Below are 14,892 nucleotides of genomic sequence, written 5' to 3'. Positions count from 1 at the left end.
TCTGCTGTGCGGAGCAGCCGTTTCTTCTATACTGATCGGATATGGAAAAAAACAGGGAACATACTGTATGTCTTGAGCTTGCCTACGACGGGGCTCCGTTTTCGGGGTTCGCGCGTCAGCCGGCGCAGCTTACCGTGCAGGGTTCTTTGGAGGATGCGCTTTCGCTTTTGTACAAGCGGCAGGTTGAAACCACGTGCGCCGGGCGCACCGATGCGGGCGTTCATGCGCGCGGCCAGGTGACGAGCTTCGATCTGAACGAAGACGAGTTCGGCGCACGATCTCTTTCGACGCTCATCCGATCACTCAACGCCCTTATCGACGAGCGGGCGGCGGTCAAGCGCGCGTGGGAGGCCCCGCGCGGATTCTCGGCCCGCTTCGACGCGGTGTCGCGCGAATACCGATATTTCATCTACGAGGGAAAAGAGCGGCCGGTACTCATTGCGGATCGCGTGTGGCACCTGAAGAAAACGCTCGATATCGAGGCGATGGCCGAGGGAGCGCGCTTCCTTGTCGGCGAGCACGACTTCAAGAGCTTTTGTCTGGCGGCATCGGCCGAGGGCAAGCCGACGTGCAGAAACGTCTCAGAAATAACCATCGGTCGCGAAGAGCTTTTAGGGGAGCGCGTCGTCGCAGTGAGAATCGTCGGAAACGCGTTTCTCCATTCGATGGTGCGCACGATCGTCGGTACGCTTGCGTCGGTGGGCATCGGGCAGCGCGATCCGTTGTGGGTGAAGCGCGTGCTCGACGCGTGCGATCGTCGCGCGGCAGGGGAAAACGCCCCGGCATGCGGCTTGGTTTTCTGGCACGTTGACTACGGCTGTGCCGAGCAGTCTTTTCGGAAAGAGGGTAATCGTGTTTAGGAAGAGCACAGAGCAGCAGATCATGCGCGGAGCCGACAAGCTCGTGTCCATGAAAGAGGACATCGATGCCATGTCGTGGAGCCGCGTGACGGAGATCGCAAAGCTGCTGCAAGAGGATCATACCGAAGAGCAGCGCCACGAGTGGGCGCGCGAACTGCAGTCCATCGCCCGTACTAATTCGTGGGTGCTCGACAAGTTCGGCGTTGCCGCCGACGATATGACGGGACAGGTCATTCCCTCAGGAATCGAAATGCAGCAACACGACCGCTACCTCAGCGAAACGACGGCAGCGGAAATACCGTCGGCGGGGGAGGGCGTTTCTGTTGGGGCTGCGCCCGTCGAAGCTGCGCCGTCGCCTGAGCCCGAGCCCGACCCTGCCGTCGCTGCGACCCGATCCGAGGCTGTACCGTCACCCGAGCCCGAGCCTGCTGTCGCTGCGACCCGATCCGAAGGTGCAGAAGTGCCCGAACCTGCCGTCGACACGGCTCGATCCGAGAGTGCGGAAGTGCCCGAGGCGGAATGGTTCGCCGCCGCAGATCGATCCGGAGCTGCATCTGACCTTGACGCAGTTCAGGGTCAGATTGCAGGAGTCCCCGAAGCGGCATCCGATTCTGCTGCGACCAGCTCGGCGTCGGGGGAATCGCTTGAGAGCGAACCGGTTGCCGATGCGCGCATCGAAGTCTTTGCCGAAGCTCCCGAATCCCGTACTGAAGCGCTTTCCGACGAATCCGAACCAGACGGCGGGACCCTTGCCGATGCGCCGGATAGCTCGGGGTTGTACTATGCGGTTGTGTCTTTGCGCGAATCGAAGGATTGGCCCGAGCCGAGCGCGCCTGCCGCCGGAGATGGCTCAAGTGAGGATTCGCCTGTTCACGAAGCTTGCGACGAGCCGACTGCCGCCTCGTCGGACGATCCTACCGGCGAGATCCCCCGGATACGCAACCTCGATCTGCCGACCATCGAGCCGGAACTTCCGCTCGAATCGCTGAGCGATGCAGAGGCGGAGCTGAGGGCGCTCGAGGCGCTCTACGATTCACTGGTGGCGCAAGGCGAACAGCAGCAGGCTCAAGCCGAACCAGAGAAAGAAGATCGAGCGGGAGAGCAACCGCAGTCCCAAGTCCAGCCCGAGTGTGAAGTTCGAGCGGGAGAGCAACAACAGCAGCAGCAAGCCGAACCTGATCAGGAGTCCCCAGCGAAGCCCGAATCGAATCCCCAGCCCGAACCGAGCGAAGAGCCGCGCTCGGAGCCGCAGCCTGAGCGGCAATCCGAGTCCGGATGCGAACGGGCTCAAACCCCCTCGCCCCGCCATGCATCCAAGGACGATGCAATCATCGAAACGAGGGGAGTGCTCAAGAAGAAGCGCCGCCTCGATAAGCAGAAGCGCCGCGACAGACGCGATGCGGCGGTGTTCAGCATACCTATGGGCAAGCCGGTCGAGGATCATCCCCTTCCTGCTCAAGAAGAGATGCAGGTCCAGGAACCCGTAGCGTCTTCGTGCGCGCCTGTTCCCGAACCTATAGGAAACGAAGTGCTGCCGGGTGCCGAACCTGCTTCGCGTCCGGACGCATCCGATGCGGCTATCGACTCCACGAGTGCCGGCGGCGGCACCTCGGTCGAGGTTGATGCGGGTCTGCCTCGTTCCGACGGGGGCAGTGTCGATACCGAAACGGCTGCCGAGTGTTCTTCTTCGCCCGAGTGTCCCGATGCATATCAGGAAGCGCAGATCACACAGGACTTTGCCCGGTTCAAGCACGTCTACTCGAACAAGAAGGGAAGCCTGTGCTTGTATCAGGATGCCGACGGCCACCTTGTTGCCGTGGATCCTTCGCGATTTGCATAGACGAGCGCAACTATTTGCTATAATCTAATAACGGCTGGACCGACAACCGGTCTAGCCGTTTCGTCGATGTAAAAAGGAGACCTTGTGAGCAGCTGTTCGACCAGGGGAGCAAAGCGGCGCAATTTCAAGGATGCCGGCAGGGTGTGCCCGGTCGATTATCGGCTCGATGAGCATCTCTTTGCGGCCGACCCCGCATGCTCGTGCGATACGCTGTTCGTGGTGGGCGGCCTGTACGGCAACCCCTACGCTCTCGATGCCGTTGACAGGCTCGCGAGCGCTGAGTCGGGCGACGTGCTCGTGGTGCTCAACGGCGACGTGCACTGGTTCGACAAGACTGCCGAGAACTTCGAGGCCATCGAACGCAAGGCAAGCCGCCACACGCTTCTCGTCGGCAACGTTGAGGCGGAGTTGAGGCGCGAGACCGATATCGGGGTGGGATGCGGCTGCTCGTATCCCGAGTGCACACCCGATGACGACGTGAGCCGTTCGAACCGCATTCATAACATGCTTTCGACGGCGTTGTTCCATCGTCCCGATCTGCGCGAGCTTCTGCAGGGCCGACTGCCTGCGTTGAACGTTTCGGTGGGGGGTCGAAAGGTCGGCATCACGCATGGGGACGAAAAGCTCATAGGCGGTTGGGGCTGCTCGCGCGAATCGCTGCAAGATCCGATCAGGCAAGACGAGCTTTCTCGCTGGCTTCGAAAAACCGGCATCGAGGTTTTCGCGACGACCCATACCTGCTCGCCTGCGGCGATGGTTCTGGCGGACGGGATCGTCATCAACAACGGCGCGGCGGGGCTGCCCAATTTTTCCGGACAGGATTTCGGTATCGTTACGCGTATCTCGATCACGCCTGCACAAGAGGCGGTATTCGGTACTCGGACGGGTGATCTGTTCGTCGATGCGGTTCCTTTGCGCTATGATCAGGATGCCTACGTTTCCTGGTTCGACGATCTCTGGTCGGATACAAGCCCCGCCTCGATTTCGTATCGCGAGAGAATCGTGGCGGGCCCTGACGATTATATCGAAGATGCGCTGCTCGGCGGTTTTTCGGTCGATGCCGCGTACCGCAAGAAAGCTGCGCGCCCGAGGGAGCAAGCGACCGAGCACGACGTTGAGTTGGCGCTTGCCCGTCTCATGTACTTCGAGGATTTACTCGACGAGAGCCATTTGGTTACTGAACCGCACCTCGATATCCTTCAGGCGAACATCGGAAAGCTGTGCAACCTCGCTTGCGCGCACTGCCACGTTGAGGCGGGGCCTGCGCGAACCGAACTCATGGATAGACGCTGCATGGAAGCGATTCTCGATGTCATGGAGGCCCACGGCATCGAGACGCTCGATATCACCGGCGGTGCGCCCGAAATGAACCCCGACTTCGCCTGGTTCATCGGCGAAGCTGCTCGCCGCATCGGGCGCGTGATGGTCAGGAGCAATCTCGTCATCCTGCTCGAACCCGGCTTCGAACACTTTGTCGATCGGTACGCCGAGCTCGGCATCGAGGTGGTTGCATCGCTTCCCAACGTCAACGCCGCCCAATCGGAAAAGCAGCGTGGTGCGCATACGTTTTCCGGATCGCTCGAGGTGCTGCGGCGGCTGAACGAGAGGGGCTACGGTGCGGGAAGCGGGCTCGTGCTCGATCTCGTGTTCAATCCCCAATGGCCTCTTCTGCCTCCTGAGCAAGGAGAGCTTGAGCGCGTGTACAAGCGCCGCCTTGCGGACGATTTCGGCATTACGTTCGATACCTTGTTCGCCGTTGCGAACAACCCGATCGGCCGCTACGGGGCGCACCTCGTATCGACGGGGCAATTCGACGGATACCTCGATACGCTCATGGATGCGTTCAATCCCGAATCGGTCGCGAGCATGATGTGCCGACATCAGGTCTCGGTCGGCTACGACGGTCGCATGTACGACTGCGACTTCAACCAGGCCGTAGGGCTTTGCCAGCAAGCAGATGGGCACGACCTCAGCATCTTCGATTACGCCGCCGATCCGAACCGGCCGCTTGGCCGCTCGATCCTATTCGGCAACCACTGCTACGCGTGTACGGCCGGATTCGGCTCGAGCTGCACCGGGACGCTCGTGCAGACGTAGCACATCCATCGTGGCATCCTGCGTTTCCGGATGGACGCGCAGGACGGCTTTCGGTGCGTCGGCCATACGAAGCCGTGGCTTCTCAGTCGATGTTGGAAATGAAAAAGATATAGTCTTTTATTGGCAAATATCAAATAATAGATATAATCCAATACCAAGCGTGAGCGATGATGACTGCCTTTCGCCGTGGCGTTGCGCTGCGTATCGGAATGTAGTGACCATGGCTCAAAGGCGTCGTTTCTCATCGGAAGGGGCTGTGGGCATGGATTCATCGACGGGAATTTTCTTTTGGGGCTTTCTTGTCGTATACGGCATCGTCATGTTCTTACTTTCGCCGAAGACCGTCAGTTTAGGTGGATTCTTCAAAGGCGAAGATAAAAAAGGCCGCCCAGCGAACCCGTGGATGATCACCGCTTCCATCTTTATCGCGTGGATCTTCGCGAAGTCGGTTACCAATGCGGCCAACATGGGTGCGAACTTCGGTATCGTGGGCGGAATCGGATATGCCATGTACTGGCTGTGCATTCCGCTGACGGGCTGGGCTCTGTATCGCTTGCGCCGTAAGTTCGGGGCAATGGGCACCGTGAGTTTTCTGACCAAGCACTACGGCATAGCCGCAGCGTTCTGCTTCTCAGCGGCCATCCTCGTCCGCTTGTTCAACGAAGTGTGGTCGAACACGTCGGTTGTCGGCGCGTACTACGGCGATTCAGGGTCGGCGCCGTTCATCATCGCAGCGCTTCTGTTCACCGCCATCACGGTGGGCTACTGCTGCTGGGGCGGTATGCGCGGCTCCATCATCACCGACGTCGCGCAGGCGATACTGTTTGCCGTGCTGCTCATCGCCGTCCTCGTGTGGATCGTGCCGCAGAACAACCCCGTCGATTACGTGGTGTCGGGCGTCTGGTCGCTCGAAGGCGGAGTCGACTTCATCTTGGGTGCTGGCTTGCAGTGCCTCTCGTACGGATTTCACGATGCGGTGCTCACCGACCGCGGTTTCATCTGCAAAGAGAAGAGCATGCTGAAATCGTTCATCGTGGCGGGCCTTCTCGGGTTCGTCGCAATCGTCTTGTTCTCGCTCATCGGCGTGCATGCGTACCTCAACAACATGAGCGTTGCGGGCTCGAGCGCACCGGTGGTGGTGGCGCAGAGTTTGGGCATCGTTGCGTTTTTCCTGATGGCCATCATTATGATAGCTACGGCAGGCTCGACGCTCGATTCGACGTTCAGTTCGCTTGCCAAACTCACGGCGCGCGACCTTCCGGGTATTCTCAACATCGTGCCGAACATGAACCCTCGCATCATCGGTATCATCTTCATGATCGTGTTTGGCATCGTGGGCAACCTGCCCATGATCATGGGAGCCGATATCATCGCGGCTACCACCATTTCGGGCACGATGATCATGGGTTTGGGGCCGATCTTTCTCATGCACGGCGTAGTCAAACCCACCAAGGTGGGCTTCCAGCTCGCGTTCTGGATCGGTATGGCGCTCGGCATCGTGAATACGTTTGCACCCGCCGCACTCGGTTTCATGAACATCGGAGGCGGCACGTACGCGAACTTCCTTGGCGTGAACTTGTGGGGAGCGATCATCTGTTGGGCCGCCTACATCGTGCCCGGCCTTATCTCGCAGTCCAAAGATAAGAAACGGGGCATCGAACCCACATGGAAGGGCTTCTCGAAAGAGGAGATCGCGCGGCGTGAAGCTGCGGCGAACGGCGGCTGCGAAGGAGCGGTTCTCGATCCCGACGAGCTTGCTCCTACGGGAGCGTAACTTCGGGGATGTCCGCTTCCTACCCGACGATCCAGCGTATGCGGGAGAGAGCAGGTAGTGAGCCGCCGATTCGTTTGACGGAGGGCTTACGCATATGACGCCTGAAGCCTACTTGTTTTGCATATGAACCTTACCCGTTTTCAACCTAGTTCTTACCTGTGGGGGATTCGAAGTTTGACGGGAGAAAAATTCTCGTTCTACGAGGCGAAAGAGGGTTTATGCTGTCGCTATGGTTCTGTATCTTTCCCATAGCTCCGCTCTCGACTACTGGCGTTCTTGTCCGCAAGTTTTCCAGCAGCTGCCGAGTGCCCGCGTCGCGTCGATCGCTCGGACGGACGACGAAAGCACAATCGTTTCTCGCATAGAGCATCTTGTGGCAGACGGCGCGGGGCCCTTTCGTTTTCCAATTCACGTACTTGTTTCCGATCGGGGGTCGCGCATGCGCTCGAAGCTGGTTACAAGCCATGTTTGGCAAGGCACGGTGCCTGCTCGTTCGTTCGTGCGTGCTTCGGGCGACGTGTACGTTGCCACCCCCGAACTATGCGTCATCCAAGAGGCTGGATCGCTCGAATTTGCTCAAACGGTCTGCTTGGCGTACGAGCTGTGCGGCACGTATTCCTTGAGGGAGTCGTCAATGGCGGGATTTGTAACCCGACCACCTTTGACGGATCCCGAAAAGCTGAATGCTTTTCTCGATGTGGTAGCAGGGTTGCGCGGAATTGGTACCGTGCGGCGCGTTCTCCGCTTGGTTCTCAGGGGATCGGCTTCGCCGATGGAGACCGTCGTTGTTATACTGCTGTGCTTTCCTTGCTCGCTTGGGGGATACGGTTTGCCGTGGCCGATTTTGAACCATCGGATCGATGTGGGCAAGGCGTCCCGTATGGTCGAGAAAGGCTTCTATCGATGCGACCTGTGCTGGCCGGATGAGAAAATCGCCATCGAATACGACAGCGACCTCTTCCATACAGGATCATCTCGGATTGCCAGAGATTCGAAGCGCCGCAACGATCTTATCTCGCTGGGGTACGAGGTTATGACGGTGACGAAGGGGCAGGTGTTCGACTACGGGGCCTTCGATCGGTTTGCGCGTCAGTTTGCCAAGCGGGCAGGGTTTCGCATTCGCGAAAGAGTTGCCGACTGCGATGTTCGGAGGAGGGATTTGCGGGCGAATCTTTTCGCCGCAATGCGCTATCCAGCATAATCGAGTCGTTTTAAGAGTGTGACTGTGCTCATGGGTTGCTGGTTGTAGGCCCGAGGTCGCCTAGACCCTTCGCTTCTCCTACCTCATTCGCTTTTCCGATAGCGTGCATGCTAATGCAGGGTTTCGTGGCCAATTGTCTCGGTCGTCCCACAAATTCTCGGCCGAAAACGCCGCCCTTCTGGTGGCGCTTCGTTGAGGCTCAGCATTTCCCCTGATGAGGGAGCTGGTGCGAATCCGGGCATCGTGCATGACGGAATACGGTGTGGGACGGCCGAGACAATTGGCCATAAACGACCGTGATTTCATGCACGGCGTCAGGGAAGACGCCCGATGCAGGGCCGTTGCCCGCTCGAAAGAGTCTGGTGGGGCGGAATCCGTTATCGGAGCAGCGCGTCAGCGCCAAGGGGAAGCGGGAATCGGCGCAGCGCCGCCGGGTCGGGGCATGGGCCGGCGCAGCGCCGTCAACGTATCGGGATAAGACGTCGTAAGGGCAGCGCCATAAACCGCTGCCCTTACGAAACCGCCGGCTTCTCGGGGACCGTCTGATCGACGAAATATATCTTGTACCACATAAGGAACATGTAGATGATCCAGATCTTGCGCGTGTTGTCGGCGAAGCCTGCGCGGTGGTCGTCCAAGAGCTTCACGAGCTTTTCGACTTCGAAGAACCGCTCGGCCTCATCGCTTGTAAACCACGCTTTCACCTGATCGTAGTAGCGGTCCTGTTTGAGCCACGATTTCACGGGCACGGGAAAGCCGAGCTTCTCTTTCTGGGCCCACTCCTGCGGGATCGTGCGCATGGCTGCTTCGCGCAGGGTGATCTTCGTCTGCTCGGCATCGGCTTTGAACGGGGTGGGGATGGTGCGCGACACGTTCCAGACTTCCTTGTCCAAAAACGGCACGCGGCTTTCAAGCGAGTGGGCCATCGACATCTTGTCGGTCTTCAGCAGGATGTCGCCCACAAGCCAAAAATACAGATCGACGTACTGCATGCGCGTCGTCTCGTCGAGTTCCGCGACTTCTGCGTATACCGGGGCGGTGAGCTCTTGGGGAAGGGGGCCAGCCACAGGTCGCTTTAACAGTTCGGCGCGTTCGGAAGGGGAAAACGCTACACCGTTCGCATTGGTGTAGTACCAGTCTTCCGCGGTTTCCGATGCGCGTTCAAGGTAGTTCGCACCGCGCACGCCGAGCGTGCGGGCCACGCGCGAGGCGCCGCGCAGAAGCGGCTTCGGACACCAGGAGAGCTTCTCGTTGGCAAACGGCACCTGGTAGATGCGGTAGCCGCCGAAAAACTCGTCGGCGCCTTCGCCCGAGAGCACAGCCTTCACTTTCTTAGCGGCCTCCTGATCGACGAAGTAAAGTGCGACGGCGCTCGGATCGGCCGAGGGCTCGTCCATATGCCACTGCACGCGTTCGAGCACGTCCCAAAACTCGGCCTCGGTGATGGTCTTCGAGTTGTTTTCGATGTTCAACTGGTCGGCCAGCTCGCGCGCCCAGGCAATCTCGTCCTTTTCGCCCTCGTATTCGGCGAAACCGACGGTGAACGTTTTGATGGCGGGATTCTCTTCGGCAAGGCATGCCGCCATGTAGCTCGAGTCGATGCCCGACGAGAGAAAGGAACCCACTTCTACATCGGCGACGTTGTGATAGCGCACCGAATCGTGCATGGCGGCGTCGATCTCCTCGACGGTATCCTCGCGGCTGCGGTTCTCGTCGAAGTCGTAGGAGGGGATCCAATAGCGCTCATCTTCGAGCGACCCGTCGGCATGCACGGTCAGGCAGTGGGCGGGCGCAAGCTTGAAGATGCCCTTGAAAAACGTTTCGGGCAGCGCTGAGAATTGGAAGCAAAGGTACTGTTCGAGCGCCGCTTCGTTGAGCTCGCGTTCGTAGGCGGGGTGTTCGAGGATGCATTTTATCTCAGAGGCGAAGATGAACCGGCCTTCGGCAACCGTGTAGTAGAACGGTTTGATGCCGAAGAAATCGCGCGCGCAGAAGAGCTCCTGCTTGTTCGCATCCCAGATGGCGAATGCAAACATGCCGCGCACTTTTTCGAGCAGGTTCTTGCCCCAGGCAAGGTAAGAGACTAAGAGCACTTCGGTATCGGAGTCCGTCTTGAACTCCCAGCCTTCTGCCGCAAGCTCGGTCCGAAGATCCCGATAGTTGTAGATTTCTCCGTTAAACACGATCGCGAAATCGCCGCGCGTGTAGGAACCTGCGGGCTCGATTACCGGTGAGGTGATGGTTGCGCTTTTATCGGCGCTTGAGCGCACCATGGGCTGGTTGCCGCCTTCAAGGTCGATGAGCGAGAGGCGGCGATGTCCGAGCGCGATGGGCGCATCGAGGTACTGGCCCTCGCCGTCGGGTCCGCGGTGGGCCATGATGTCGCACATGGCTTTGAGTAGGGGAGCGTCGTGTTCGTCAGCACCGGTGAAGCCGCAGATACCGCACATAGCGTCGTGTTCCTCGCATTCGATCTTCTCGTGTTTTCAGCAACTACCCATCATAGAGGAAGCCTCCTCGTTTGCCGAGTGATCCGACTAAAAGTGCACAGTGGTCGGATGTTTTGACGGGAGCGGCTGGCGGACAGGGACGATATCTCGCTCCCATCGGCAAGAATCATCCCTCCTAGCGGGCGTTTCTATACTATAATTATCAAGTTTCTTTCGCGGGTGCGCGCGCCTTTGCGGCTCGGTGCAATCGCGATGGGTGCCGCATGCTTCCGGTTCTTGCCTGTGCGACAAGCGGAATCATGCGATACCTAGGGTTCGTGTCAATTGCGGCGCCGCACGCCGCCAGCACAGGAGGAGCTTATGACAACGGAAAAACATGCCCGTTCGGCATGGTCGGGAAAGTGGGCGTTCATCTTAGCTGCAGCCGCTTCGGCGGTTGGCTTGGGCAATATGTGGCGCTTCCCGTATCTTGCTGCGAAGTACGGCGGAGGCACGTTCCTCTTCACCTACCTCGTGCTCGTGTTCACGTTCGGCGTTTCGCTCTTGCTCCTCGAAACGGCGCTTGGCCGCAAAACGGGACTTTCGGCCATCGGTGCCTTTAAGAGCTTCGGTAAGAAGTACGCGTTCATCGGCATCATCACGTCGGCCATCCCGTTCATCATCGTGCCGTACTACTGCATCATCGGCGGCTGGGTGACGAAGTACACGGCGTCGTATCTGACCACGGGTCCGGCTGCGCTCGCCGACGGCGGCGGTTTCTTCACGAGCTTCATCTCGAGCAGCACCGAGAGCTATCTGTGGATGCTTATCTTCATGGCCGTCGTGTTCATCATCGTGGCGCTTGGCGTGAAAGGCGGTATCGAGAAGGCGAACCTTTTCATGATGCCCGCCCTCATCGTCATGGCCATTGCGATCGCCATTTACACGATCACCATGCCCGGTGCGCTCGATGGCGTTCTGTATTACATCACGCCGGACTTCAGCAAGTTCTCGCCCGAGCTCGTGATCGGAGCGCTCGGGCAGATGTTCTACAGCCTGTCGCTTGCCATGGGCATCATGATCACGTACGGCTCGTACCTCAACAAGAAGGAGAGCCTCACGCAAAGCGTCGTGCGCATCGGCGGCTTCGACATCGGTGTGTCGTTTCTCGCCGGTCTCATGATCGTGCCTGCGGCGTTTGTTGCCATGGGTTCGGGCGAAGCGGTTGCTTCGGGCGCGGGTCCGTCGCTCATGTTCATTACGCTGCCCGGCGTGTTCAACGATATGGGCGGTGCGGCTTCCATCGTCGGATTCCTCTTCTTCCTGCTCGTGTTATTCGCGGCGCTCACGAGCGCCATCTCGCTCACCGAGACCTGCGTGTCGATTATCGCCGACGGGGCAGGGTGGTCGCGCAAGCGCTCGCTCGTCGTCGCGATGGTGTTCATAGCCGCTGTGGGTATCTTCATTAACGCCGGTTATAACGCGCTTTCGTTCATCGAGCCGCTCGGGCCGGGATCTTCGATGCTCGACTTCTTCGACTTCATCTCTAACTCGGTCATGATGCCCATCGCGGCGCTTTTGACCTGCGTGTTCGTCGGCTGGATCATCAAGCCAAAGGTCATTGCCGACGAGGTGAAGCAGTCGAGCCCCTTCAAGTTCGAGAAAGCGTGGACGGTCATGGTCAAGTACGTCGCGCCCGTGCTCGTCACCGTGATCCTTGTCGCCTACGTGGCGGCGCAGTTCGGGTTGTTCAGCATGTAGGATTGTGCGGGAAGCCACCCATCGATCTGCGACCTCTGAACGCCTCCGACGCGAACGCTGTCGGAGGCGTTCTTCGTCTTTGTCGGTAACCCCTTCCTTGTCAACGGTAATATTTCCATAACATTTCAATAAGGAAAAATACAGACAAGCGATATGGAGGTTCTGTGGTGGGGAACCTAAACTGTTACCTGGCTATAAACCTATAGAGGAGAGAGGTTTCCTCAGGCCGCCGAAAGGCACCTGCTGGAAACGCCGGAAAGGCTCCGAAGGGAGCTTTGAAAGGGGGAAGTATGGTTCAGAAAGCCACCGGATCGACGTTTCGGTCGCCCGGCATCAGCCGCCGTTCGTTTCTCGCGTGGACGGGACTCGTAGGAGCGGGCGTCGCGCTCACGGGCTGCGCGCCGCATGTCGAGGACGAGAAAGCCGCTAAAGAAACGCCGGAAACAACCTTCGAGTACGACACCGTCACCTGGTCGGGTTGCCATGTGAACTGCGGCAGCCGCTGCCCGCTCAAGATGTACGTGAAGGACGGCACCGTCGTGCGCGTCGGTAACGACAACGAAGGCACCGACGACTTCGAGCCGGGCGGGATCTACCAGATGCGCTCGTGCGTGCGCGGCCGCACCAACCGCCAACGCATCTACAACGAGACGCGCATCGAAAAACCGCTCAAGCGCGCCGAAGGTACCCTGCGCGGCGAAGGCGTCTACGACGAGATCTCCTGGGAAGAGGCAATTCAGACGATCGCCGACACCATGAAGGAGATCAAGGAAGAGTACGGTAACGACGCGTTCTACATCCAGTACGGCACGGGCCAGCTCGGCGGATCGGTTGCCAAATCCTGGCATCCCGACCAGACGGCATTCGCCCGTCTCATGAACCTGTGGGGCGGCTACCTGCGCCACTACTGCGACTATTCGACCGGCCAGATCAACTGGGAGCTGCCGCTGTTCAACGGCGATGCGTACTCCAACAACGAAGTCACCGACCTCGTAAACTCCAAGAACATCGTTCTGTTCGGCAACAATCCCGCGAACACCCGCATGAGCGGCTCTGCCATGCAGTACCTCATCACGCAGGTGCGTCTGCAGAATCCCGAGGCCAAGATCGTGGTTGTCGATCCGCACCTGTCGGATACCGCCGTCGGCGTGGCAAATCAGTGGGTACCCATCCATCCCGGCACCGACATGGCGCTCGTTGCGGGCATGATCCACTACCTGCATACCTCAGGAAAGCTCGACGAGGCCTTCATCCGCGATAAGTTCGTCGGCTTCTACAGCGATACCTTCATCGAGGACGTGAAGCAGGCCGAGCCCAAGGACACGACCTTTATGGGCTTCGACAAGGACGGCGCGCTCGAGATTAACGAAGACCTTTCCTACGAGGCCTATCTCATGGGCACCGGCGCCTATGAGGGCACAGGCGAGAAGACCCCCGAGTGGGCCGCTGCCATCACGGGCGTTTCGGCCGATACGATCCGCGAGCTCGCCGATCTGTTCGTCGACGGCCCGACCGCGACGATTCAGGGCTGGGGTCCGCAGCGCCACAGCAACGGCGGCAACAATGCGCGCGCTATCGCCATGATCGCGACGCTGACGGGCAACGTCGGCATCTCGGGCGGCGGCACGGGTGCCCGCGAAGGCGTGGGCGGCGTTCCCTATAAGGTTGCCACCGCGCTGCCGAACTTCGCCGAGAAGAACGGCGTCGACGTGTGCGTCTCGTTCTTCGATTGGTACCAGGCCATCGAGGACTACCAGTCCATGAACGATGCCACCTGGGGCGTGCGCCACATCGACGAGACCGGCGCCACCTCCTACGCCGAGGTTCCGGGCGAGATCACGCTCAAGGCCCCCATCAAGTTCATCTGGAACTATGCCTCAAACGTTATGATGGGCCAGCATGCCGACATCAACGAATGCCTGCGCATCTACAACCTTCCCGACGAGAAGGATTCGGGCGTGCGCATGATCGTGACGGTGGATTGCTACATGACCCCCACGGCCATGATCTCCGACATCATCTTGCCGGGTACCACCGCTTTCGAAGAGGACGACATCATCACGGGCGGCTCGGCGTGGACGGGCTTCGTATGCTGCGAAACTGCGGCTATCGAGCCTCTGTTCGAGGCGAAGCCCGTCTACGAGATCTGCACGCTCATCGCCGACAAGCTCGGCATCAAAGACGAGTTCACCGAGGGCAAGAGCCAGCTCGATTGGGTGAAATGGTGCTACGAGCAGGGCGTCGAGGCGGGCGAGGACCTGCCGGGCACGTTCGAGGAGTTCCGCGAGCAGGGCTTGTTCAAGAAGACCGACAACCACACGCCGGCCATCGCCAAGCCCGAGAAGATCGGCACGCCTTCGGGCAAGTACGAGGTCTTCTCCAAGCAGGCGTACAACATTTCCCAGCAATGGGACCTCACGTGCGGCGGCTACGTTCCCGACGATGGGCGCGACCAGATCACGGGCCTGCCCATCTACTACAACAACGTCGAGGGCTTCGGCGACGAGGCGACGAAGGCGGAGTATCCCTTCCAGCTCATCGGCCATCACACCAAGACCCGCACGCATTCCTCCTACGGCAACGTGGAATGGCTCAAGTCGGTTGCTCCCCAGCAGTGCTGGATCAACGATCAGGACGCAGCGGAGCTCGGCGTGGAGAACGGCGATGACGTCATCGTGTCTACCGAGCGCGGCCGCACGCAGCTCTCGGCGAAGGTGACCCCGCGCATCATGCCGGGCGTCGTATCCATCCCGCAGGGCGCATGGTACGATCCCGAGACGCGCGATGCCGAGACCATCGGCAGCAAGGACGTGCTCGACAAGGGCGGCTGCATTTCGGTGCTCACCTCGATGAGGCCCACGCCCATCTCGAAGGGCAACGGAGTCCACTCCAATCTGTGCAAGATCGAGAAGGCGTAAGGGGGCTAACCA

Annotated in this window: 8 protein-coding genes; 7 read left to right on the top strand and 1 reads right to left on the bottom strand. The window is 59.6% G+C overall.

From position 1 onward, the window contains the following. Positions 1 to 41 precede the first annotated feature (41 nt). The 5 genes from truA to FJE54_RS14785 all read left to right on the top strand — a co-directional run bounded on the left by truA (position 42) and on the right by FJE54_RS14785 (position 7,772). Positions 42 to 860, top strand: coding sequence for a tRNA pseudouridine(38-40) synthase TruA (truA, locus tag FJE54_RS14810; protein WP_139653559.1), 819 nt, complete (start codon positions 42 to 44; stop codon positions 858 to 860). Continuing rightward, positions 853 to 2,700, top strand: a complete 1,848-nt coding sequence (locus FJE54_RS14805; RefSeq protein WP_139653558.1) for a hypothetical protein — start codon at positions 853 to 855, stop codon at positions 2,698 to 2,700. Before truA ends, FJE54_RS14805 begins: the two co-directional genes overlap by 8 nt. A gap of 84 nt (positions 2,701 to 2,784) precedes the next feature. Beyond that, entirely contained in the window at positions 2,785 to 4,797 is a 2,013-nt protein-coding gene (gene arsS, locus FJE54_RS16195) for an arsenosugar biosynthesis radical SAM (seleno)protein ArsS (protein ID WP_218971942.1), read from the top strand. 262 nt (positions 4,798 to 5,059) lie between these two features. Beyond that, positions 5,060 to 6,571 carry an SLC5/6 family protein gene (locus tag FJE54_RS14790; protein ID WP_218971941.1) on the top strand — a complete coding sequence of 504 codons (1,512 nt, stop codon included), beginning with the start codon at positions 5,060 to 5,062 and terminating at the stop codon, positions 6,569 to 6,571. Positions 6,572 to 7,010: 439 nt separating this feature from the next. Beyond that, on the top strand, positions 7,011 to 7,772 hold the full coding sequence (locus FJE54_RS14785) for a putative endonuclease domain-containing protein (RefSeq protein ID WP_139653557.1): 762 nt from the start codon (positions 7,011 to 7,013) through the stop codon (positions 7,770 to 7,772). Positions 7,773 to 8,284: 512 nt separating this feature from the next. Here FJE54_RS14785 and asnB read toward each other — a convergent pair. Next, positions 8,285 to 10,222, bottom strand: a complete 1,938-nt coding sequence (gene asnB / locus FJE54_RS14780; protein ID WP_139653556.1) for an asparagine synthase (glutamine-hydrolyzing) — start codon at positions 10,220 to 10,222, stop codon at positions 8,285 to 8,287. Between the two features lie 360 nt (positions 10,223 to 10,582). On the opposite strand from asnB, the gene FJE54_RS14775 reads away from it, so the two are divergent. Together FJE54_RS14775 and FJE54_RS14770 are read left to right on the top strand one after the other, a co-directional pair. Next, complete coding sequence (locus FJE54_RS14775; RefSeq protein ID WP_139653555.1) at positions 10,583 to 11,962, top strand: sodium-dependent transporter; 1,380 nt, start codon at positions 10,583 to 10,585, stop codon at positions 11,960 to 11,962. A gap of 290 nt (positions 11,963 to 12,252) precedes the next feature. Further along, positions 12,253 to 14,880 carry a DMSO/selenate family reductase complex A subunit gene (locus FJE54_RS14770; protein ID WP_255467455.1) on the top strand — a complete coding sequence of 876 codons (2,628 nt, stop codon included), beginning with the start codon at positions 12,253 to 12,255 and terminating at the stop codon, positions 14,878 to 14,880. Positions 14,881 to 14,892 lie beyond the last annotated feature (12 nt).

This window comes from Raoultibacter phocaeensis, assembly GCF_901411515.1.
Classification (GTDB): Bacteria; Actinomycetota; Coriobacteriia; order Coriobacteriales; family Eggerthellaceae; genus Raoultibacter; species Raoultibacter phocaeensis.
The sequence above is the reverse complement of the archived record's forward strand: the minus strand, read 5'-3'. Positions and strand labels throughout refer to the sequence as shown.

What these genes read in the sequence shown, in the direction of transcription:
- asnB (WP_139653556.1), bottom strand. Translation starts at nt 10,222, where the DNA reads ATGTGCGGTATCTGCGGCTTCACCGGTGCTGACGAACACGACGCTCCC.
- truA (WP_139653559.1), top strand. Translation starts at nt 42, where the DNA reads ATGGAAAAAAACAGGGAACATACTGTATGTCTTGAGCTTGCCTACGAC.
- FJE54_RS14770 (WP_255467455.1), top strand. Translation starts at nt 12,253, where the DNA reads ATGGTTCAGAAAGCCACCGGATCGACGTTTCGGTCGCCCGGCATCAGC.
- FJE54_RS14785 (WP_139653557.1), top strand. Translation starts at nt 7,011, where the DNA reads ATGCGCTCGAAGCTGGTTACAAGCCATGTTTGGCAAGGCACGGTGCCT.
- FJE54_RS14775 (WP_139653555.1), top strand. Translation starts at nt 10,583, where the DNA reads ATGACAACGGAAAAACATGCCCGTTCGGCATGGTCGGGAAAGTGGGCG.
- FJE54_RS14790 (WP_218971941.1), top strand. Translation starts at nt 5,060, where the DNA reads ATGGATTCATCGACGGGAATTTTCTTTTGGGGCTTTCTTGTCGTATAC.